This is a genomic window from Mycobacterium sp. URHB0044, assembly GCF_000620625.1.
GTDB lineage: Bacteria > Actinomycetota > Actinomycetes > Mycobacteriales > Mycobacteriaceae > Mycobacterium.
In genome coordinates this window covers 34,556-55,240 of record NZ_JIAW01000031.1, presented here as the reverse complement: position 1 = coordinate 55,240, position 20,685 = coordinate 34,556, and the positions used below count along the sequence as shown (strand labels likewise).

21 protein-coding genes and 1 tRNA gene are annotated in these 20,685 nt (G+C 67.8%); 15 read left to right on the top strand and 7 right to left on the bottom strand.

Translation table 11 applies throughout. From position 1 onward, the window contains the following. Positions 1-8: 8 nt before the first annotated feature. On the top strand, positions 9-3,983 hold the full coding sequence (locus N536_RS0134885; protein ID WP_036438711.1) for a bifunctional nitrate reductase/sulfite reductase flavoprotein subunit alpha: 3,975 nt from the start codon (positions 9-11) through the stop codon (positions 3,981-3,983). Positions 3,984-3,996: 13 nt separating this feature from the next. Here N536_RS0134885 and N536_RS0134880 read toward each other — a convergent pair whose 3' ends face one another. The 3 genes from N536_RS0134880 to N536_RS0134870 all read right to left on the bottom strand — a co-directional run bounded on the left by N536_RS0134880 (position 3,997) and on the right by N536_RS0134870 (position 4,751). After that, positions 3,997-4,377, bottom strand: coding sequence for a type II toxin-antitoxin system VapC family toxin (locus N536_RS0134880; RefSeq protein WP_029117849.1), 381 nt, complete (start codon positions 4,375-4,377; stop codon positions 3,997-3,999). Continuing rightward, complete coding sequence (locus N536_RS0134875; RefSeq protein WP_029117848.1) at positions 4,374-4,616, bottom strand: AbrB/MazE/SpoVT family DNA-binding domain-containing protein; 243 nt, start codon at positions 4,614-4,616, stop codon at positions 4,374-4,376. The genes N536_RS0134880 and N536_RS0134875 overlap by 4 nt, the downstream gene beginning before the upstream one ends. A gap of 49 nt (positions 4,617-4,665) precedes the next feature. After that, a tRNA-Leu gene (locus N536_RS0134870) sits at positions 4,666-4,751 on the bottom strand. A 75-nt stretch (positions 4,752-4,826) separates the two neighbouring features. On the opposite strand from N536_RS0134870, the gene N536_RS0134865 reads away from it, so the two are divergent. Continuing rightward, positions 4,827-6,158, top strand: coding sequence for a M20/M25/M40 family metallo-hydrolase (locus N536_RS0134865; RefSeq protein WP_197040304.1), 1,332 nt, complete (start codon positions 4,827-4,829; stop codon positions 6,156-6,158). Between the two features lie 20 nt (positions 6,159-6,178). After that, positions 6,179-6,715 carry a YbhB/YbcL family Raf kinase inhibitor-like protein gene (locus N536_RS0134860; protein WP_029117846.1) on the top strand — a complete coding sequence of 179 codons (537 nt, stop codon included), beginning with the start codon at positions 6,179-6,181 and terminating at the stop codon, positions 6,713-6,715. Here N536_RS0134860 and N536_RS40370 read toward each other — a convergent pair. Beyond that, positions 6,687-7,469 (bottom strand): GntR family transcriptional regulator, encoded by a 783-nt coding sequence (locus N536_RS40370; protein ID WP_051574988.1) that lies wholly within the window; start codon positions 7,467-7,469, stop codon positions 6,687-6,689. The two genes, N536_RS0134860 and N536_RS40370, sit on opposite strands and share 29 nt — an antisense overlap. A gap of 145 nt (positions 7,470-7,614) precedes the next feature. On the opposite strand from N536_RS40370, the gene N536_RS0134850 reads away from it, so the two are divergent. From N536_RS0134850 to N536_RS0134820, 7 genes are read left to right on the top strand one after another with little or no spacing between them, the layout of a single operon-like run. Further along, entirely contained in the window at positions 7,615-8,409 is a 795-nt protein-coding gene (locus N536_RS0134850; RefSeq protein WP_197040303.1) for an inositol monophosphatase family protein, read from the top strand. After that, positions 8,406-8,684, top strand: coding sequence for a hypothetical protein (locus tag N536_RS40365; RefSeq protein ID WP_051574986.1), 279 nt, complete (start codon positions 8,406-8,408; stop codon positions 8,682-8,684). The genes N536_RS0134850 and N536_RS40365 overlap by 4 nt, the downstream gene beginning before the upstream one ends. 1 nt (position 8,685) lies before the next feature. Further along, a complete protein-coding gene (locus N536_RS40360) occupies positions 8,686-10,212 on the top strand; it encodes a sodium:solute symporter (RefSeq protein ID WP_036438708.1) in 1,527 nt (508 codons plus the stop codon). Further along, entirely contained in the window at positions 10,172-11,449 is a 1,278-nt protein-coding gene (locus N536_RS0134835) for a M20 family metallo-hydrolase (protein WP_369798501.1), read from the top strand. Before N536_RS40360 ends, N536_RS0134835 begins: the two co-directional genes overlap by 41 nt. Beyond that, positions 11,446-12,861 carry an amidase gene (locus N536_RS0134830; RefSeq protein WP_051574985.1) on the top strand — a complete coding sequence of 472 codons (1,416 nt, stop codon included), beginning with the start codon at positions 11,446-11,448 and terminating at the stop codon, positions 12,859-12,861. The genes N536_RS0134835 and N536_RS0134830 overlap by 4 nt, the downstream gene beginning before the upstream one ends. Further along, complete coding sequence (locus tag N536_RS40355) at positions 12,858-13,805, top strand: phosphotransferase (RefSeq protein WP_051574984.1); 948 nt, start codon at positions 12,858-12,860, stop codon at positions 13,803-13,805. The genes N536_RS0134830 and N536_RS40355 overlap by 4 nt, the downstream gene beginning before the upstream one ends. Positions 13,806-13,807: 2 nt before the next feature. Next, positions 13,808-14,761 (top strand): choline/ethanolamine kinase family protein, encoded by a 954-nt coding sequence (locus tag N536_RS0134820; RefSeq protein ID WP_029117841.1) that lies wholly within the window; start codon positions 13,808-13,810, stop codon positions 14,759-14,761. Positions 14,762-14,763: 2 nt separating this feature from the next. On the opposite strand, the gene N536_RS40350 is transcribed toward N536_RS0134820, so the two are convergent. From N536_RS40350 to N536_RS0134805, 3 genes are read right to left on the bottom strand one after another with little or no spacing between them, the layout of a single operon-like run. Continuing rightward, the gene (locus N536_RS40350) at positions 14,764-15,861 is read right to left on the bottom strand and encodes a quinone-dependent dihydroorotate dehydrogenase (protein ID WP_197040306.1); all 1,098 of its coding nucleotides are present in this window, start codon (positions 15,859-15,861) and stop codon (positions 14,764-14,766) included. 16 nt (positions 15,862-15,877) lie between these two features. Further along, complete coding sequence (locus N536_RS0134810) at positions 15,878-16,132, bottom strand: DUF5703 family protein (protein WP_029117840.1); 255 nt, start codon at positions 16,130-16,132, stop codon at positions 15,878-15,880. Positions 16,133-16,160: 28 nt separating this feature from the next. Further along, a complete protein-coding gene (locus tag N536_RS0134805) occupies positions 16,161-17,117 on the bottom strand; it encodes a YncE family protein (RefSeq protein ID WP_197040305.1) in 957 nt (318 codons plus the stop codon). Between the two features lie 177 nt (positions 17,118-17,294). On the opposite strand from N536_RS0134805, the gene N536_RS0134800 reads away from it, so the two are divergent. Genes N536_RS0134800 through N536_RS0134780 form a run of 5 tightly spaced genes read left to right on the top strand, consistent with a single transcriptional unit; the run spans position 17,295 to position 20,672 of the window. Beyond that, on the top strand, positions 17,295-17,606 hold the full coding sequence (locus N536_RS0134800; protein WP_029117838.1) for a hypothetical protein: 312 nt from the start codon (positions 17,295-17,297) through the stop codon (positions 17,604-17,606). A gap of 44 nt (positions 17,607-17,650) precedes the next feature. Next, on the top strand, positions 17,651-18,481 hold the full coding sequence (locus N536_RS0134795; RefSeq protein ID WP_029117837.1) for an undecaprenyl-diphosphate phosphatase: 831 nt from the start codon (positions 17,651-17,653) through the stop codon (positions 18,479-18,481). 54 nt (positions 18,482-18,535) lie between these two features. Continuing rightward, positions 18,536-19,213 carry a histidine phosphatase family protein gene (locus N536_RS0134790; protein ID WP_029117836.1) on the top strand — a complete coding sequence of 226 codons (678 nt, stop codon included), beginning with the start codon at positions 18,536-18,538 and terminating at the stop codon, positions 19,211-19,213. A gap of 57 nt (positions 19,214-19,270) precedes the next feature. Then, positions 19,271-19,858 carry a DUF3090 domain-containing protein gene (locus N536_RS0134785; RefSeq protein WP_029117835.1) on the top strand — a complete coding sequence of 196 codons (588 nt, stop codon included), beginning with the start codon at positions 19,271-19,273 and terminating at the stop codon, positions 19,856-19,858. Then, positions 19,842-20,672 (top strand): SCO1664 family protein, encoded by an 831-nt coding sequence (locus N536_RS0134780; RefSeq protein ID WP_029117834.1) that lies wholly within the window; start codon positions 19,842-19,844, stop codon positions 20,670-20,672. Before N536_RS0134785 ends, N536_RS0134780 begins: the two co-directional genes overlap by 17 nt. The last annotated feature ends 13 nt before the right edge of the window (positions 20,673-20,685 follow it).

The following is a 20,685-nucleotide window of genomic DNA, read 5'->3' as shown; positions in this document are numbered from 1 at the left end:
CGATTCAGGTGACCCAGACGACGACGCGGACAGCGTGCTCGTACTGCGGGGTCGGCTGCGGGATCTCGGTGGAGACCCGCGCCGACCCCGACACCGGTCTGCCCGTCATCGCTCGGGTGTCGGGAGACCGGCTGCACCCCACCAACTTCGGCCGACTATGCACCAAGGGAGCCACCCACGCCGAGCTGATGCGCGCCGACGACGGGCGCCTGTCCACCGCGCTGGTGCGGCCGTCGCGTGACGGTGAGCTGGCGCCGGTGGACGTCGACGATGCCGTCGCCGAGGCGGGCCGTCGGCTGCGGGGCATCCTCGACGAGCACGGCCCCGACGCCATCGCGCTCTACGTATCGGGTCAGATGTCGATCGAGGCGCAATATCTGGCCACCAAGCTGGCCAAGGGCTTCGTCCGCACCATGCACATCGAATCCAATTCACGGCTGTGCATGGCCAGTGCCGGGACGGGTTTCAAACAGTCCCTCGGCGCGGACGGTCCACCCGGCTCCTACACCGACTTCGACGCCACAGACCTGTTCTTCGTCATCGGCTCGAACATGGCCGATTGTCACCCGATCCTGTTCCTGCGCATGGCGGACCGGCTCAAGGCGGGCGCCAAGCTGATCGTGGTCGACCCGCGCCGCACCACGACCGCGGAGAGGGCCGACCTGTACCTACCCATCAAGCCGGGCACGGATCTGGCGCTGCTCAACGGGATACTGCACCTGTTGGTCGAGAGCGGCGCCATCGACGAGGACTTCATCGCCGAGTACACCGAGGGCTGGGACGCGATGCCCGCGTTCCTGGCCGACTATCCGCCCGACGTCGTCGCGGCGATCACCGGCCTGGACGAGGCCGACATCCGCACCGCCGCGGCGATGATCGCCGAGGCGGGCGAGTGGATGTCGTGCTGGACCATGGGGCTCAACCAGAGCACGCACGGCACGTGGAACACCAACGCGATCTGCAACCTGCACCTCGCCACCGGCGCGATCTGCAGGCCGGGCAGCGGGCCGATGTCGCTCACCGGGCAGCCCAACGCCATGGGCGGGCGCGAGATGGGGTACATGGGCCCGGGTCTGCCCGGCCAGCGCGCCGTCACGTCCGCCGAGGATCGGACGTTCGTCGAAACCCAGTGGGGCCTGCCGGACGGGACCATCCGCACCGACGTCGGACCAGGGACCATCGAGATGTTCACCCAGCTCGGTACGGGTGACATCAAGGCGTGCTGGATAATCTGCACCAATCCCGTTGCCACGGTGGCCAATCGGAGCGCGGTGATCACCGGACTCGAGAAGGCCGAGCTGGTCATAACCCAGGACGCGTACCGCGACACCGCGACCAACCGATATGCCGACATCGTGCTGCCAGCCGCCATGTGGGCGGAGTCGGACGCCGTGATGGTGAACTCCGAACGCAACCTGACGTTGATGCCGCAGGCGATACCGCCCGTCGGTCAGGCCAGACCGGACTGGGAACTCATTTGCCAGGTCGCCCAGCACATGGGTTTCGGAGCCGACTTCGACTACAAGTCGAGCGAGGACATCTTCGACGAGATCCGCCAGTTCTCCAACCTCCGAACGGGTTACGACCTGCGCGGTGCCAGTTACGACCGATTGCGGGAGACGCCGCTGCAATGGCCGGTGGCCCCGGTCGGTGCGCCGGACCGCAACCCGATCCGCTATCTCAACGACGGCGTCAGCCAAGACGTCTACGTCGACGCGGATGGTAGGCAACCACGACTGGCGTTCCCCACACCGTCGCGGCGGGCGGTCTTCCACCCCCGCCCGCACATGGATGCCCACGAGCTTCCCGACGACGAGTACCCGGTGGTGCTGAACACCGGGCGGCTGCAGCACCAATGGCACACCATGACCAAGACCGGCCGGGTCGACAAGCTGAACAAGCTGAACAGCGGTCCGTTCGTCGAGATACATCCCGATGACGCAGTGACGTTCGGCGTCGTCGACGGCAGCCGGGTCGAACTCGCCTCGCGCCGCGGCACGGCGGTGCTGCCCGCCGTCGTCACCGACCGGGTCCTGCCCGGCACCTGTTTCGTGCCGTTCCACTGGAACGACGAACACGGTCCGGACCTCGCCATCAACGCGCTCACCAGTGACGCCGTCGACCCGTTCTCGCTGCAGCCGGAGTTCAAGGCGTGCGCCGTCCGGCTGCAACGCGTCCCGTCCGACTCGGTGCCGGGGTTGCCCGATTCGGCTCCGGCGCTCGAAGACGACGAAAAGCTCTATCTGCTCGGCTTCTTCACCGGGCTCGAGGACGGTGGCCCCGGTGTCCCGGTGCTGCCGCCGTCGGCTCCCGTGCGGCCCGCCGTGCGACTGTGGCTGGACGGCTTTCTCGCCGGGCGGTACTCACGTGCCGCGGTGGCCGACGCCGAGAGCGTCGACGGCGGCCCGCTGGTGCTGTGGGCCTCGCAGACCGGCAATGCCGAGGGATTCGCATCCCAGGTCGCCGATCGCCTCGGTGGGTCACGGCTGCTCGCCATGAACGATGCCACGCCCGGCGATCTCACCGATGCGCGCGACGTCGTCATCGTCACCAGCACCTTCGGTGACGGCGGCCCACCCGACAACGGTGCGGACTTCTGGGAGCGCCTCGACGCGATGGACGCTCCCGCACTGGACGGGGTGCGCTACGCGGTGCTCGGCATCGGCGATCGGTCCTACGACGACTTCTGCGGCCACGCGAAGTCACTGGACCGCAAGCTGGCCGATCTCGGTGCGGCCAAGCTGGTCGACCGCGCAGAATGCGAGGCCTACGACGACGAGCCGATGGCGCAGTGGGCCGACCGGATCGTCGAGCTGATCGGAACCACCGACGGTCGCAGCGCACCGAGCGCTTCCTCCACCACGGTGGTCGAGCCGTTCACGCGGGCCAGCCCGCTGCTCGCGCCGTTGTCCCGCAACGTCCTGCTGACACCGCGCACAGCGGCAAAGGAGGTGCGGCAGTTCGGGTTCGACATCTCCGAACACGACGTCTCCTACTCCGTTGGCGACTCGCTCGGTGTGTACGTCACGAACGCACCTGCCGTCGTTGACGCGTGGCTGGCGGCCACCGGTCTGTCGGGCGCCGAACCGGTGCACGTCGACGGCGCCGACGTGGCGCTGCGCAACGCGCTGACGTCGTCGTACGACATCTGCCGGATCACCCCGAACCTGTTGACCTTCATCGCGGAGCGCAGCGGTGACAAGTCCGTCGCGCGAATGCTCAAGGCGCCGAAGGCCAATCGCGAGGCCTGGCTGCGCGGGCGCAACGGAGTCGACGTCGTCGAGGAGTTCGCCGTGCGGGCGGATCCCGAGGAATGGCAGGAGGCGCTGGTGCGTCTGGTGCCGCGGTCCTACTCGATCTCGTCCAGTCCTCTGGTGAGCCCGCATGAGGTGCAGCTGACGGTGTCGGTGGTGCGCTACCGAAGCGTCCGCGGCGGTGAGCGGGGCGGTGTGTCGTCGACCTTCCTCGCCGACCGGGCGTCGCACGCCGAGGTGTTCGTGCAGCCTTCGCCGCACTTCCGGCCGCCGGACGACGGCGAGACACCGATGATCATGGTGGGCCCCGGCACCGGCATCGCACCGTTCCGCGGCTTCCTGCAAGAGCGACGGGCGCTGGGCCACACCGGCCGCAACTGGCTGTTGTTCGGCGACCAGCATCGCGCCGAGAACTTCTACTATCAGGACGATCTGGAGGACATGGTCCGTGACGGGTTGCTGAACCGGCTGGATCTGGCGTTCTCCAGGGACCAGGCCGACCGTGTGTACGTGCAACACAAGATGAGCGACTACGGCGCCGACGTGTGGCGCTGGCTCGAGGACGGCGCGCACTTCTACGTCTGCGGCGACGCCACCCGGATGGCCAAGGACGTCGACAACACGTTGACCGCGATCATCCGCAAGCACGGCAAGCTGACGGAGGCCGCCGCGCACGACTACAAGCGTGAGCTCGTCGCGACGAAGCGCTACGTGCGCGACGTGTACTGAGCCCGACCGCTACTCAGCGGATCAGCTGAACTTCGATGGGTAGATCGAGCTTCGTCCAGGCTCGGTCGGCGGTGAGGACGACGGCAGGCGTGCTGCGGGCGGTCAACGCGAGACAGCACCGATCGCCAAGGGACAGCGAGCGACCGCCCTTGATCGAACGCAGGGCGCCGGCCAATTCGGCGTCCTGCTCGGTGAGCGGCTCGATGGTCACTCCGGCTGCGGCGAGCAGTCCACGGAGACGTGACGCATCAACTCGGGCGTCGACGAGCTTGCCGACGACCTCCGCGAGGTTCGGCGTGCCGATGGTTGCGTTGTTGATCACCGCAGCGACGGAGTCCGCGCCAGGTTCGTCCTGGATGAGTGCGAGCACCGCGGACGCATCAAGCACCGTCATTCCGCTTCCGCCGCGGCACGCCGTTCCGCGAGCAACTCGTCGACGAGCGAGCGGTTCTTGCTCACTCCAGCGCCGAGACGACGAAGCTCGGAAACGGCGTCCTGCGGCCGCTCCATCACCAATCGTTGCCCATCGAGGTAGAGGTGGACACGGTCGCCGGGGCTCAAGCCAAGCTGCGCCCTGATCTCGGCGGGGATCACCAGCCGACCTTGTCGGCCAAGAGTGATGGTGGCATCCATGTAGCCAGTGTGCCACGTACCGCCAATGCGTGGCACGTGACAAATTGTGTGTCCGAGGGGGGACTTGAACCCCCACGCCCGTTAATAGGGCACTAGCACCTCAAGCTAGCGCGTCTGCCATTCCGCCACTCGGACCAGTTCGAAGGCAGCTTAGGCTATCGGATTGCACCGCCCGGACCCAAACCCGGACTCCGGAACAATGGTAGAAGGGTGACTGTGACATCCCCCGTGGACGAGGTAGTCGGCTTCGTCAGTGAGTTGATCCGCTTCGATACCTCCAACACCGGCGAGCTCGAGACCACCAAGGGTGAGGCCGAATGTGCGCGCTGGGTGGCGCAGCGGCTCGAAGAGGTCGGCTATCAGACCGAGTACGTCGAATCGGGCGCCCCCGGCCGCGGAAACGTCTTCGCCCGGCTGTCCGGCGCCGACTCCAGCCGCGGTGCGCTGCTCATCCACGGACACCTCGACGTCGTGCCCGCTGAGGCCGCCGATTGGAGCGTGCACCCCTTCTCGGGCGCAATCGAGGACGGCTACGTATGGGGCCGCGGCGCCATCGACATGAAGAACATGGTCGGCATGATGATCGCGGTCGCGCGCCACTTCAAGGGGGCAGGCATCGTGCCCCCGCGCGACCTGGTGTTCGCCTTCGTCGCCGACGAGGAAGCCGGCGGCAAGTACGGCTGCCAGTGGCTGGTCGAGAACCGGCAGGACCTGTTCGAGGGCGTCACCGAGGCCATCGGCGAGGTCGGCGGCTTCTCGCTGACCGTGCCGCGAAAGGACGGCGGAGAGCGCCGGCTCTACCTCATCGAGACGGCCGAAAAGGGCATGCTGTGGATGCGCCTCACGGCCCGCGGCCGCGCCGGGCACGGTTCCTTCGTGCACGACGAGAACGCCGTCACGACGCTCGCACAGGCCGTCGCCCGGCTGGGCAGCCACCAGTTCCCACTGGTCCTGACCGACCCCGTCGCACAGTTCCTCACCGCGCTCGGCGAGGAGACCGGCTACGCGTTCGACCCGGAGTCACCCGACCTGGACGGCACGATCGCCAAGCTCGGGCCCATCGGTCGCATCGTTGGCGCGACGATGCGCGATTCCGCCAACCCGACGATGCTCAAGGCGGGCTACAAGGCCAACGTCATCCCGGCCACCGCGGAGGCCGTGGTGGACTGCCGGGTGCTCCCTGGGCGTCAGGCCGAGTTCGAGGCCACTGTCGACGAACTGATCGGTCCGAACGTCACGCGGGAGTGGATCACCGAGCTGCCGTCCTACGAGACCACGTTCGACGGGGATCTGGTGGACGCGATGAACGCCGCGGTGCTGTCCGCCGACCCCGATGCGCGCATCGTGCCCTACATGCTGTCGGGCGGCACGGACGCGAAACACTTCGCGCGCTTGGGCGTTCGCTGTTTCGGGTTCGCACCGTTGCGGCTACCGCCCGACCTGGATTTCGCGGCACTGTTCCACGGTGTCGACGAGCGGGTACCCGTCGAGGCGCTCGAATTCGGTGCCCGGGTACTCGAGCACTTCCTCCTGCACTGCTGACGACCGACCGAAAGGAAACCATGCCCTTCCCGTACAACCCCTACGAGTTCCTGCCCGAGCTGCCCACCTTCACGCTGACCTCCGAGTCGGTCACCGACGGCCAACCGCTCGGAAACGATCAGGTGAGCGGCATCATGGGCGCAGGCGGCTCCGATGTCTCCCCGCAGCTGAGCTGGTCGGGGTTCCCCGAGACCACCCGCAGCTTCGCGGTGACGATGTACGACCCGGACGCGCCAACGGCCTCGGGGTTCTGGCACTGGGCCGTGGCCAACCTGCCGGCGACGGTCACCGATCTGCCCGCCGGTGCCGGCGACGGCAGCAGCAGCGGCTTTCCCGGCGACGCGCTGACGCTGGCCAACGATGCGGGTTTGAAGCGGTTCATCGGCGCCGCACCGCCGCCCGGTCACGGCCCGCACCGCTACTTCATCGTGGTGCACGCCGTCGACGTCGAGAAGCTGGACCTGCCGGAGTCGGCCACGCCGGCCTATCTGGGCTTCAACCTGTTCAGCCACGCCATCGCCCGCGCGATCATCCACGGGACGTACGAACAGGGCTGATCGACGACTGCGACCGGACGTGTAGGCGGGTGCGGTCGGCACGGAACAGGTCGACGGAGTATTCGACCGGGCGCCCGTGCTGGTCGTATCCGGTGCGAGCCACTTTGAGCACGGGCGTTCCCGCCGGCCTGCCGAGCACGACGCCTTCTGCCGCCGAGATCGACGCGATCTCGATGGATTCGTCGGCCACCCGGATCTGGACACCGAACTGCGCCGCCAGCGTGCGGTAGATCGACGTCATCTCGGTGCGCAGGACACCTGCCAGTTCGGCACGCAGGAACATCTGCTCCAGCGACAACGTCTCGCCGTCGGCATGGCGCACCCGCAGCAGTGAGACCGCAGGCTCCGCATCGCCGAGGTCGAGGGCGGCGCGGACTTGCGGGTTCGGCCGAACCAGGCTGGCACGGATCACCGAGGTGCCGTCGTGGAAACCCTGCTCGTGCAGGATCTCCGGGATGCCCTTCACGGTGTTCAGACTGCGCAGCACACTGCGACTGCGGCAGTGCGAATGTGCGGCCTGCGGCGACGCATCCGGCGTCGGTACGCCGGTGAGGTAGGCGCCGCCGGCGCGTCCCTTGACCCGCCGGATCGTGCGGTTCGCCTCCAGCAGGTCGAGCGCCTTGCGCACGGTGGTACGCGACGTCCCCAGCCGCTCGGCCAAGGCCCGTTCGGTGGGCAGCCTCGCTTCGCCCCGGTCGGCCAGTTCCTCGGCGAGCCGTTGCAGCGCGCCGTGCGCATGCTCGAGCGCCAGCATGGTGCTGCTCCTTCAGATCTTTGAGCCCACCGTAATCCGGTACCGGGCCCGCTGCATGTCCGGTGCGCATCCCGAAAACCGCTGTAACACGCGCGTAACGAGCGGTCGCAAGAACCAGAAATGGTCTAGCGGAATCGTCGTCGTCGTGACAGACACCCGCACGCCGCGGACCCGGCTGGCCATGACGATGGCCGTGGAAGCCGGGCGCATGGCGCGCGAGGCCTTCGATCCGGGCCAGCTGTTGGTGCAGCTCAAGGATGACGGATCCCCGGTCACCGAGGCGGATCGCCAGATCGAGCTCTACATGCGCGAGGCGGTCGCCTCGGCGTTCGTCGACGACGGCTTCGTCGGCGAGGAGTACCCCGACACCGAGGGCGACAGTGGATACCGCTGGATCGTCGACCCCATCGACGGGACCAAGTCGTTCATCCGCGGAGTTCCGCTGTATGCCAACCTCATCGCGCTGCAGGAAGGCGACGAGGTGGTCTTCGGCGTGATCAACCTGCCCAGCGCGGACATCATCGTGCACGCCGAACGCGGAAAGGGATGCTGGCGCAACGGTATTCGGGTCGAAGTCTCCGACCGCACCGACCTCGACGGCGCCTATCTGATGGCCACCTGGCTGGAGGACTGGGACCCCACGGTGATCGCCGACCTGCACCGCCACGGTGTGGTGGTGCGCACGTGGGGCGACGCGTTCGGTTACGCGATGGTGGCCTGCGGCCACGCGGACGCCGTCGTCGACTACACCGCGCGGCCCTTCGACCTCGCCCCGATGTCCGTGATCATCGAGGAGGCCGGTGGCCGGTTCACCAGCCTCGATGGCCGCCCGGTGTTCGACGCCGGAAACGGGATCGCCACCAACGGGCGAATCCATGACTCACTGCTGTCCACCGTCGGGCCGGCAATTCGCAAACGAGAGCAGGGAATTGGAGTATGAAGGGTTTCATCAAGGCGCTCGACCGCCGAACCATCGTCATGTTCTTCGGCGCGTTGTACGCCGCGGCGTTGGTGTTCGCGTTGTTCCCGCCGCTGTACCTGTGGGCCAGTGGCACGAGGGTGGAGATCCTCGGCATCCCGTTCGCGATCATGTACTGGATCATCAACGCCGTCGTCCTCGGCCTCACGCTGACCGCCTTCTACGCCGTCGAGAGCATCCGGGGCGAACTCGACGACGACACGACCGAACCCCTCACCGAAACCCTCGGAGGCTGATATGTGGATCATGCTCGGCATGCTGGCCGTCTTCTACGCGATCGTCGTCGCGATTCTGTATGTGACGCAACAGAAGACGATGCCCACGTTCGACGAGTACGCCGTCGGCGGCCGCCGCTACGGCCCCTGGTACGTCGCGATGAGCTACGTGAACTCCTGGTGGCCCGGCTCGACGTTCATCGCCTTCTTCGGGCTCGCGACCGGCGCGGGGGTGTTCGGCCTCTACGGCCTGGCCTATTCCACCCTGGGGGTGGCGATGATGTACTTCATGGCCACCCGCGCATGGCGCTGGGGGAAGAAGTACGACCTGCGTTCGCAACCCGACCTGCTCGGCAAGCGGTTCGACTCCCGGGCAGTGAAGGTGATCGCGAGCCTGATCGGCATCGTTTCGCTCTTTCCGTGGGTGGTCCTCGGAATGCAGGCGCTGGGAACGGTTTTCGAGCTGGCCAGCGACGGAGCCTGGTCGGTCACGACGTGCCTGCTCATCGGCCTGGCGGTCATCGTCATCAGGCAGTACTGGACCGTGCGGATGGGCATGCGGGGCCTGATCATGACCGATGCCTTCCAGGGCACCGTTGCCTACGTGTTCGCCGCGGTGATCTGCCTGATCCTGCTGTCGGGCGTGGCAGGCGGCCCGATCAGCTTCGCTGCGCTGAATGACGTCTCCGAGAAGTATCTGACGCTGCCGGGTGACGGCGACAAGTACGGTCCGCTGTACATCTTCGCGCTGATCTTCACCGGTGTGGTCGGATCGCTGTGCTGGCCAACGAGTTTCCAGCGCATCTACACCGCATCCAGCGTGCGCTCGGTGAAGTCGGGCACGTTGTGCACGGTGCTGATCTCCGGGGTGTTCTACACGCTGTTGATGCTGCTCGGCATCGCCGCCACCGCGATCCCCGGCGTGGTCGACGCCCCGCAAGCCGGCTGGTTCACGATCATGAGCGACTACGGCGGAACCTGGCTGTTGGGTCTTGGCCTCACGATCGTGTTCGCCGCGTCCATGGGCCACATCGACGGCAGCGTTCAGGTGTGCGGTCTGCAGATCGCCAACGACCTGGTCAACAGCGAAAAGCGACCGCTGTCCGACAAGAAGCTCACCTACGTCGCGAAGACGTCGATGATGGCGTTCATGGTGCTGGCGGGGATCGTCGCATACGCCACGTTCAACATGACCCGGCTGCAGCTGCTGGCGCAGATCTCGTACCAGGGCGTGGTGCAACTCGCGGTCCCGTTGTTCCTCGGCATCTTTTGGCGCGGCGGCAACAAGCAGGGCGCCGTCGCAGGCATGGCGTCCGGCTTCGTCGTCGCAATGATCCTGACGTGGATCTACCCCGACGACATCCGCGCGCTCGGCAGCCTCACCGGCGGTATCGTCGGGATCGCGGTGAACCTGGCGGTCTATCTGGGAGCTGCGCTGTTCATCGACAACGACGATGCCGAAAAGGCAAGGGTGGACGAGATGTTCGAAGCTGCCAAGACCAAGGTGCGTGCCGTCCCGGCTGTCGCTGTGCCTGCGCTCGATGGGTGAGCTGACCGAGGCGGCGTTCCTCTCCGACTTCGCGGAACTGTCGGCAATCGGTGCGACCGATCGGGGCGGGGTGCACAGGGAGGCGGCCACCGCCGCCGATGGGTTGGCGCGGGAATGGCTGCGTCAGTGGTTCGCCGAACACGGGCTGCAATGCCGCATCGACGAGGTCGGAAACATGTACGGCTGCGCCGAACCGGTGCCCGGCGCACCGTATGTGTTGGTCGGCTCCCACCTGGACAGCCAACCCACATCGGGGCGCTTCGACGGCGCCTACGGCGTGCTCGCCGCGGCATACGCGGCGGCGTCGGTCTCAGCAGCGCCACCCGAAGCGGCGCGGTGCAACGTCGCCGCGGTGAACTGGTTCAACGAGGAGGGATCTCGATTCTCGCCGAGCCTGATGGGCAGCTCGGTCTTCGTTGGCAAGCGCGACGCGGCCGACGTGCTCGACACCGTGGGAGTCGACGGGGTCACTGTGCGGGAGGCGTTGCGCGCCATCGGCTTCGACGGCTCCGACAGCGCCCCGCGGCCGGGCTCGTTCGTCGAGATCCACATCGAGCAGGGCCGCACGCTCGTCGATGAAGGACTCGACATCGGCGTGGTGACCAGCAACTGGGCTGCCTACAAGTACACGGTCACGGTGCAAGGTGAGCAGTCGCATACCGGGGCCACCCACATGCGCTACCGGCGCGACGCGCTGGTGGGCGCCAGCCAGGTGGTCCTTGCGGTTCGAGGCGCATCGGACGAATCCGGGGGCGAGGTGCTGGGATCGGTGGGACAGCTGACAGTGGAACCCAATTCGCCTGTTGTGGTGCCCTCGCGGGTGCGGTTGGCCGCGGACCTGCGGTCGCTGGACGTCGAGCTGCTGATGCGTGCGCACCAGTCCCTGTTGGCACGCATCGCCGAGATCAACGAGACTGGCGAGGTGGTCGTCAGCGTGCACTCGGCGGCGCTGCGGCCTGCCGTCCCGTATCACGATGCCGGTGTCGCGCTCGCGGGATCTGTCGCCGACGACCTCGGTCTGCGCTGGCGGACGCTGCCCACCATGGCCGGGCACGACTCCGTGAACCTCCGCGAGCTGGTGCCGACGGTGATGCTGTTCGTGCCGAGCGTGGACGGCATCTCGCACAACGAAGCCGAGTACACCACCGACGATCAGATGGTCGTCGGGCTGCGGATGTTGACGGCCACCACCCGCCGGATGGTCGCCGGCGCGCTGGATGCGGCCCCCGTCCCGTGATCGACGACTTCCTAGACGGTAGCGCCGACGCGTTGCGTGCGGCGTACCGCGACGGTGCCTGCACGCCGGTCGACGTTCTGGACCGAACGCTGGAACGCATCGCCGAGCGCAACCCGGTGATCAACGCCTTTGCCTACGTCGATTCAGGCGCGGCTCGTGACGCGGCCCACCAGTCGACGTTGCGGTGGGCGGCGGGCGCCCCGCGGGGGCCGCTGGACGGCGTGCCGGTCACAATCAAGGACAGCGTGCACGCCACCGGGATGCCGTGGCGCCACGGCTGCGCGGCCAATCGGGACCTGCCCGATTCGACCTTCGACGCGCCGCCGGCCGCACGGCTGAAGGAGGCGGGGGCGGTGATCGTCGGGAAGACCACGATGCCCGACTTCGGCATGATGGCCGCAGGTGTGAGCTCGATGTACGGCATCACGCGCAATCCGTGGGACCCGTCGCGCAACACCGGCGGATCCAGTTCGGGCGCAGGCGCCAGCCTCGCTGCCGGCATCGGGTTCGGCGCGGTCGGGTCGGACATCGCGGGTTCGGTGCGGTTGCCCGCAGGACATTGCGGGTTGGTGGCGCTCAAGCCGACGCAGGGTCGTATTCCGCACCTCGCGCCGTCAACCATGCGGTCGGCCGGACCGATGGGCCGCACCGTCGAGGACGTGATCACCCTGTTCGACGTGCTGAGCCGCCCCGACCCGCGCGACCCGTGGAGCCTGCCGCCCGACGATGCTCCGGACACCTCGGACCCGTTGTCTCCCAAGGGACTCCGGATCGGCGTTCTGACCGACCTTGGCTACGGAGCTGAGGCTGATCACGCGGTGTTGACGGTCGTCGCCGACGCCGCGGCCACTCTGCGCGACGGAGGTGCCACGGTGACGTCGATGCCGCCGGTGTTCGACGCCGACCCATATCCGCCGCTGGACCGGATGTTCCAGGTCCGCGCCGAAACGGAACTGCAGTCCCTGGGCGGCGCCTCGCATGACCTGGTGCACCCCGTCATCCGGCTGTGGTGCGCGCCCGCGCGTGAGTACAGCGCCGCCGATGCGACGCGCGACGGCGCCGAGGTGGCGGAAGCGGCCGAACGGATGCGGGCAGCCTGCGCCGCCTACGACTTCGTCGTCGCCCCTGTCATCCCGATGGTCGGTTTCGCCGCCGACGCGTGTGCACCCGACCCCTCGCGGCCGCTGGCACACTGCGGCTTCACCGCCTGGTTCAACCAGACGGCCCAGCCCGCCTCAGTGCTGTGCTTCGGACGCAGCGCGGACATGCCCGTCGGAGTGCAGCTGATCGGTCCCCGCTTCGGCGATCGGCGGGTGCTGCGGCTGACCAAGTGGCTCGAGGGCCGACGGCCGTTCACCCTCGCGTGGCCCGAGGTCGAGTCGGCACTCGGAACGATGGGAGGCCAAGGATGACGTCCAGCACACCGGTTGCCGATCGGCTGCGTACCCTCGGGTTGTTCGGCGACCTTCCGATCACGGCCGACGCCACGCCGGTGATGGCGAGCCCCAGCTGGTGGGGCGCAGACTCCGAAGGCTTCGATGTACGTGCCGGCGGTGAATCGACAAGGACTCAAACGGCTTTCGTCAAAGTCATGGCCGGGCACGCCAGCGCCTACGTGGACCTCGTGCAGGCGTTCGGCGCCGCGACCGAGGCCGGCGAGCTGGGTGTCGGCCCCCCGGTGTACGCCGCCAGTGCCGCCACCGGCGTGCTCGTCATGCAGAACCTCGTCGGCGCGGCGACGACCGCAACGCTGAACGTGTTCGACGACGATGCGGCGCTGGAGAAGCTGGTCGCCTTGCGCAAGCGGGTGCACGGGTTCACCTCGATCACCCGCACGGCGACGGTATTCGACGACATCCGTACGCTGTCGGCCCTGGCGGTCTCCCGCCGCGGCGTCGCGCTGCCTGCCGACTTCGACTGGATGTTGCGCATGCTCAACATGGCCGAAAGACGGATAGTCGCAACAGGGTTCGATACCGTTCCGTGCCACGGTGACGGCAACGTCTCCAACGTGCTGCTGCCCGATGAGGGTGGGATGCTTCTGGTGGACTGGGACGTCGCCGCCGTGATGGATCCGCTGCAGGATCTCGGCGCCTTGCTGACCGAGGTGCGCCCGTTCGACTCCGCTGCACGCGACGCGTTCGAGATGGCTTGGGGCAGCTTCGATCAGGCGTTGTTCGACCGGGCCCGGGTGTACGGACTGGCCGACTGCGTGCGATGGGGACTGATCGGCGCCTACGCCGACGCGGCCCGACCGGGCACCTTGGAGTATTCGAAGTTCTCCGACTGGCAGTTCCTGCGTGCCCGGGCGGGCTTGTCCGAGGCGGTATTTCACGATCGATTGAGGAACATATGACCGTGACCGATACAGCAGATCGTGCGGTGGGCACGGCCCGCACAGCCGCCGAACGGCAGGTCGAGGCGGTCCTGGGCCTGATCACCCCTTGGCAGGGCCGCACTCTCGAATACGCACCGGTGTTCGGTGGGCTGCAGAACAGCAACTGGCGCATCACCGTCGAGGGCGCCGACAAGCGCTACTTCTTGAAGATTCCCGGTGCCGGCAGTGACGCGTTCATCGACCGCAACCTGGCCAACGAGGCCGCCCGCCGCGCCGGAGAGCGGGGGATAGGCGCGGAGCTGGTGTACTTCGACCCGGAATCCGGCGTGGAGGTCATCGAGTTCCTGGAGGGCTACCGCGCCTGCACCAACGGCGACTTCAAGAGTCCCGACACACCGCGCCGAATCGTCGACATCTACCGCGTGTTGCACCGCGGCGACCTGCTGAGCGGCACGAAGACGATGTTCGACATGATCGATGAGCACCTCGCACAGGCCGGCGAGATCGGGGTCCGTCTGCCCGCCGACGCCGAGCTGATCCTCGGCGAGTATCAGGTGGCGAAGTCCGCATTGCTGGCCTCGGGATTGGATTTGGTTGCCTGCCACAATGATCCGATGCCGGGCAACTTCCTGATCGGTGACGGCCTTCCGATGAAGTTGGTCGACTACGAGTTCGCGTCGAACAACGAACGCGCCTACGAACTAGCGTTGCTCACCACCGAGATGTTCTACGGCGAAGAGCAATTGCTAAACCTGGTGGAGGACTTCTACGGCCGCACGGATTTCGCGGTTCTCGCACGGGTTCAGGTGTGCGGCGCCTTGGCGGACGTCAAGTGGGGCTTGTGGGCGTGCGTCAATCAGCAGCTCAACTCGACGTGGGACTTCGACTACCACAAGTACGGCTACTGGAAGTTGATGCGCGCCAGGCTGAAGATGGCCGATCCGCGGTGGCCGTTCTGGCTGAAGGCGCTGTAGGTCTACTTCTGGTCTGGGTCCGATGTCGCCGCCGGGGCGGCTCCGGCCGCCGACCCAACGGCGTCGGCGAGCGAGGCGAACCCGCCCTCGTGCAGGCGCTGAGCCAACCCGTCGTGAATGTGCTTGGCCCACAGCCCGCCGCCGTAGATGAACCCGGTGTAGCCCTGCACCAGTGAGGCACCCGAGGTGATGCGATCCCACGCGTCGTCCGCGGTCTCGATGCCACCGGCACTGATCAGCACCAGCCGGTCACCGACGCGCCGGTAGAGCCGGCGCAACACTTCGGCGGAGCGCTGCGCTACGGGTGCGCCCGACACGCCGCCCGCGCCGAGCGCCTCCGCGCCGGGGGTGGCAAGCCCGGTGCGGGACAACGTGGTGTTGGTGGCCACGATGCCGGCCAGGCCCACTTCGACGGCCAGGTCGGCCACTTCGTCGACGTCGTGGTCGGAAAGGTCGGGCGCGATCTTCACCAGCACCGGGGTGTCCGTCTGGGCCTTCACGGCGGCAAGGATGGGCCGCAGGGCCGCGACCGCCTGCAGGTCGCGTAGGCCTGGGGTGTTCGGTGAGCTGACGTTGACCACCAGGAACGCCGCGAGCGGGCCGACCAGCCTGGCGCTCTCGGCGTAATCGGCAACGGCGTCCTCCGCCGGTGTCACCTTGGTCTTGCCGATGTTGACGCCGATCGGCACGGCGGGGGTGTGCCGGGTGAGCCGAAGGGCGAGTTCGCCTGCGCCGTGGTTGTTGAATCCCATCCGGTTGAGCAGCGCACGGTCGTCGGCCAGGCGGAACATCCGCGGTCGTGGATTGCCGGGTTGTGCTTGCGCGGTGACTGTGCCGACTTCGGCGTAGCCGAAGCCCAACGCGCCCCACGTGTTCAGGCCGGTGCCGTCCTTGTCGAAACCGGCGGCCAGTCCCATCGGGCCGGGAAAGCGCACCCCGAACACGGTGCTGGCCAACACTGGATCGTGCGGCGCCAGCCACCGGGCCAGCAGCCGGCGCAGCGGTGGCGGCGCGGTCACCGCCCGCAGCAGAGCGAAGACCCAGGTGTGGATGCGTTCCGGCGGGACGAGGAACAGCATTCGCCGCACCATGCGGTAGATCACGAGGTGGCCGTCACTACGCTCCCGGCTGGTCCGCCGCCAGCCGGTCGGCCGCGGTCTTCTTGCGCCGCAACAGAACCCGACGACTGCCGTCGGTGTATAGGCGCACCCTGGTCAGCTCCCACCCGCGGTACTCGGCCTCGATCGAAAGCCGTGTGGAGGCCGACAACCGCGTCACGTCCGGCGGCAGCCGCAGCGGCACCCACTCGTAGTCATCGGACAGGTCGGTTTCCCACGCCGCGGGCATCCGCCCGCGCTGGACGGCCGTCACGATGGCCCTCTGCTCTTCGCGCAAGCGCTCATCTCGACGCCCCGGGGATCACTTGAACGCCCGCTCCTGAGCCCGACACCACGTACAGGGTGTCGGCGGCATCGTCGAAGGCCAGGGAGTTCGGTTGTTGCACGCTTCGGTAACGCACCTTCTCTACGGGTATTCCGGTGGCCAGATCGTAACCAACGACGCTGTTCGTCGCCGTCTCCGACACCCACGCCAGCTTGGCCGACCCGGTCAGCCCGTACGGGGCGCCGGGCACCGGGTAGCGCTGCCGGAGCATCAGTGGGTCCGAGCCGAACACCAGCAGTTCGTCGCCGCGGGTATCCGCGACGAGCACTCGGCCCGCGGGATCGGCCGCGATCGTCGTGGCGCCGTCGCCGGCCCGCAGCGCATGCTCGGCGCGGGTGCCCGACGCGTCGACCGTGGTGACGGAGGTCTGTCCCCGGTCCAGCACCACGACCCTGTCGCCCTGTGCGACAAGGGCATCCACTCGGGCGAAGATCTGCAGCCGGGCCGCGACCGTGGTGTCCGAACCCAACGTGTACACCGTCCCGTCGGCGCTGCCGAGCGTCAGCTTCCCGTCGCCGCGCCGTGTGATGGCGGTGAAGTCGGTGTCGCGTGCACCTTCGACGTCGACCCGGGTCACCGCGCCGGTGTCGACGCCGATCCGGAAGTAGCCGCCCCGGGTGGAGAGGTACGCCGTGCCGCGGTCGTCACCGGTCAGCGCCGTCGCCGGCGCGGGGAGTGGCAGCGTGCGCGGCTCACCCCGCTGGGGGAACGTCGTGACCGTCGAACCGCCAAGCACCACCAGGGTGTGTGTCGCCCGGTCGAACGTGCCCGCCTGTCCCGGACCGTTCAACGGGCGTACCTCGCCGGCAGGCGGCGCCGTCACCGACGGGGAATCCGCCGCCCTGGCGGGCGAGATGGTCGGGGGCGGCGCGTCCGTGACCTTCGACGAGCAGCCCACGCCGGCAACCACCATCACCGCCGCCAGCGCACTGTGAGCTAGGCAACTTTTGGGGTTTCGTTTGAGTGGCAAAGGGTAGCTCTCGTGTGTGCGAAGTAAATGTCGGACGAAGTGCAAGTGTAGGCAAGCATGCATTCACGAATTGGCCACGTGGGACGCCATCGAGGAGCAGACCAGCGGTATGGTTCGGACATGACCTTGGCGGCGGACGAAGACGTAGCCGACGACGCATTCGCCATCGAAGACATCTCAACGGGCATGTACGCAAGCGGTTTTGGCCGCGTGGGCGACGGTCGCAGCTTCTCCTTTCACCTGGAGCGGCAGACACTCGAGGTCGAAATCTATCGGCCACGCCTTGCGGCCCCCGTTCCGCAGGCCGAAGACGTCGTAGCCGTGGGTAGTCACAGCGTCGTCCACGTCGACGTCAACGACGAGCGCAGTCTGGCCGCCGCGGTGCGTGACGCCGTCGCCGACGCACAACCGGTGCCGCGTTCCGGGCGTTAACGACTTCCCACGGTACGGTCGTCGGCGTGATCGACGTGGCGGCGATGTCGTGGTTGCAGGTGGTCGTTTTGGCGATCGTCCAGGGTCTCACCGAATTCCTCCCGGTCAGCTCGTCCGGTCACCTGGCGATCGTGTCGCAACTGTTCTTCCGCGACGACGCGGGCGCCTCGTTCACAGCGGTCACCCAGCTCGGCACCGAGCTGGCCGTCCTGATCTACTTCGCCCGCGACATCGGCCGCATCCTGGCGGCGTGGTTCGGCGGCCTCCGCGACGCCGCGCGCCGCACCGCCGACTACTGGCTCGGCTGGTGGGTCATCATCGGCACCCTCCCGATCTGTGTGCTCGGGCTGCTGTTCAAGGATCAGATCCGGTCGGGTGTGCGCAACCTGTGGATCGTCGCGATCGCGTTGATCGCGTTCTCCGCGGTGATCGCCGCCGCCGAGTACTTCGGCAGGCAGACCCGCCACGTCGAGGAACTGACCTGGAAGGACGCCGTCATCGTCGGCTTCGCGCAGTGTCTGGCCCTGGTGCCGGGGGTGTCGCGGTCGGGCGCCACCATCAGCGCCGGGCTGTTCCTCGGCCAGGATCGCGAGCTCGCGGCCCGGTTCGGGTTCCTGCTGGCGATCCCCGCCGTGCTGGCCTCCGGCATCTTCTCGCTGCCCGACGCCTTCCACCCCGTCACCGAAGGGATGAGCGCCACGGGTCCGCAGTTACTCGTGGCCGCAGCCATCGCCTTCGTGGTCGGCTTCGCCGCCGTGTCGTGGTTCCTCAAGTTCCTCGTGCGCCACGGCATGTACTGGTTCGTCGGCTACCGCGTGATCCTCGGCATCGTCGTACTGATCCTGCTCGGCACCGGCGTGATGGCCGCGCAGTGACATTCCCACCCAAGGGGCCCACCCGATGACATTCCCACCCCGAAGGCCCGCCCGATGACCGTCATCCTCCTGCGCCACGGCCGCTCCACGTCCAACACCGCCCACACGCTGGCCGGCCGATCCGAGGGCGTCGACCTCGACGACAAGGGCGTCGAGCAGGCCAAGGGACTCGTCGAGCGCATCGGCTCGCTTCCGGTCAGGGCGATCGTGCGGTCACCGATGCTGCGCTGCGAGCGCACCGTCGAGCCGCTGGCCTTGGCGCTGGGCATCGAGCCGGTGATCGAGGAGCGGCTGTCGGAGGTCGACTACGGCCAGTGGACCGGGCGCAAGATCGGTGAACTGGTCAAGGAGCCGCTATGGGCGGTGGTGCAGCAGCAGCCAAGCGCCGCAGTGTTCCCGGACGGCGAGGGACTGGCCCACGTCCAGGCCCGCGCGGTCGAAGCGGTGCGCGAACACGATCGACGCCTGGCCGCAGAACACGACGCCGACGTCCTGTGGGTGGCCTGCACGCACGGTGATGTGATCAAGGCCATCGTGGCCGACGCCCTCGGCACCCACCTCGACACCTTTCAGCGGATCACCGCCGATCCCGCGTCGATGAGCGTCATCCGCTACACCGCAGTCCGACCCTTCGTCATGCACGTCAACCACACCGGCGCCGCACTGACGGCTGCCCTGCTCGCCAAACCGGAGCCGAGCGGGGACGCCACGGTGGGCGGTTCCACCGACTGAGCAAGGCCCCGCGCTGATTACGCCAGCTGGGCTGATGCCGGTATTTTGAAAGGTGCCATGGCACGCTCGATTCACGTCTTCCGCTCACCCGACCGTTTCGTGGCCGGGACAGTCGGGCAGCCGGGCAACCGGACGTTCTATCTCCAAGCCGTCCACGACAAGCGCGTGGTCTCCGTGATGCTGGAGAAACAGCAGGTCGCCGTCCTCGCCGAGCGCATCGCCGCGCTGTTGCTGGAGATCAACCGCCGCTTCGGCACCCCGATCCCGCCCGAGACGGACGACGTCGGCGACTTGAGCCCGCTCGTCACGCCCGTCGACGCCGAATTCCGGGTGGGCACCATGGGGCTGGGCTGGGATTCGGAGGCGCAGACCGTCGTGGTCGAACTGCTTGCGGTGTCCGAGACCGAATTCGACGCGTCCGTCGTGCTCGACGACGCCGAGGACGGGCCGGACGCGGTGCGGGTCTTCCTGTCGCCGGAGTCGGCCCGCGAGTTCGCGACGCGTTCCACCCGGGTGATCTCCGCCGGACGTCCACCGTGCCCGCTGTGTGACGAGCCGCTCGATCCGGAGGGACACATCTGCGTGCGCACCAACGGCTACCGGCGCGGCGCCCTAGGTGGGGCCGACGATGACGACGAAACCTGACGGCGGGGACGTCGAGGGGGAGGTGTTCCGGAGCGGCGAGCTCACCGTTCTGGGCCGCATCCGCTCCGCGAGCAACGCCACCTTCCTGTGCGAGGCGCGACTGGGCGAGGTCGAAGCCCACTGCGTGTACAAGCCGATCGCGGGCGAGGCGCCGCTGTGGGACTTTCCCGACGGCACGCTGGCAGGCCGGGAAGTGAGCGCCTATCTGGTGTCGGCGGCACTCGGCTGGAACATCGTGCCCTACACCATCATTCGCGATGGTCCAGCCGGGCCGGGCATGGTGCAGCGGTGGGTCGATCAGCCCGGTGACGCCATGGACGACGACGAACCCGGGGCCGGACCAGACCTCGTCGACCTGCTGCCCGCGGGGCACGTCCCGCCCGGGTACCTGCCGATCCTGCAGGCCTACGACTATGCAGGCGACGAGGTCACGCTGGTACACGCCGACGATGCCAGATTGCGCCGGATGGCTGTCTTGGACGTTCTGATCAACAACGCCGACCGCAAGGGCGGTCACATCCTGCACGGCGTCGACGGCGGCGTCTACGGCGTGGACCACGGCGTCAGCCTGCACACCGAGGACAAACTGCGCACGGTGCTGTGGGGCTGGGCAGGCAAGCCCGTCGACGACGAGGCACTGCAGCAGGTCGCCTGCCTGCGTGATGCGCTGCTCGACGACCTCGCCGACGTGCTGAGTGCACACATCACCGATCGAGAGGTCGACGCGCTGTACGCGAGAGCCGTTGGGCTGCTGGACAATCCGGTGATGCCGACCCCGGACCGGCGCCGTCCGATCCCGTGGCCCGCATTCTGAATCGACCGACGAC

Bases quoted from the DNA above. Each gene is read 5' to 3' on its own strand.
- N536_RS40370 (WP_051574988.1), bottom strand. From the start codon at position 7,469: ATGCTGGCGCTCGAGCATGCGCACGGCGCGCTGCAACGGCTCGCCGAG.
- N536_RS40365 (WP_051574986.1), top strand. From the start codon at position 8,406: ATGAAGGGTTTCATCAAGGCGCTCGACCGCCGAACCATCGTCATGTTC.
- N536_RS0134780 (WP_029117834.1), top strand. From the start codon at position 19,842: ATGACGACGAAACCTGACGGCGGGGACGTCGAGGGGGAGGTGTTCCGG.
- N536_RS0134790 (WP_029117836.1), top strand. From the start codon at position 18,536: ATGACCGTCATCCTCCTGCGCCACGGCCGCTCCACGTCCAACACCGCC.
- N536_RS0134785 (WP_029117835.1), top strand. From the start codon at position 19,271: ATGGCACGCTCGATTCACGTCTTCCGCTCACCCGACCGTTTCGTGGCC.
- N536_RS0134805 (WP_197040305.1), bottom strand. From the start codon at position 17,117: ATGGTGGTTGCCGGCGTGGGCTGCTCGTCGAAGGTCACGGACGCGCCG.
- N536_RS0134795 (WP_029117837.1), top strand. From the start codon at position 17,651: ATGTCGTGGTTGCAGGTGGTCGTTTTGGCGATCGTCCAGGGTCTCACC.
- N536_RS0134800 (WP_029117838.1), top strand. From the start codon at position 17,295: ATGACCTTGGCGGCGGACGAAGACGTAGCCGACGACGCATTCGCCATC.
- N536_RS40355 (WP_051574984.1), top strand. From the start codon at position 12,858: ATGACGTCCAGCACACCGGTTGCCGATCGGCTGCGTACCCTCGGGTTG.
- N536_RS40360 (WP_036438708.1), top strand. From the start codon at position 8,686: ATGTGGATCATGCTCGGCATGCTGGCCGTCTTCTACGCGATCGTCGTC.
- N536_RS0134860 (WP_029117846.1), top strand. From the start codon at position 6,179: ATGCCCTTCCCGTACAACCCCTACGAGTTCCTGCCCGAGCTGCCCACC.
- N536_RS0134875 (WP_029117848.1), bottom strand. From the start codon at position 4,616: ATGGATGCCACCATCACTCTTGGCCGACAAGGTCGGCTGGTGATCCCC.
- N536_RS0134880 (WP_029117849.1), bottom strand. From the start codon at position 4,377: ATGACGGTGCTTGATGCGTCCGCGGTGCTCGCACTCATCCAGGACGAA.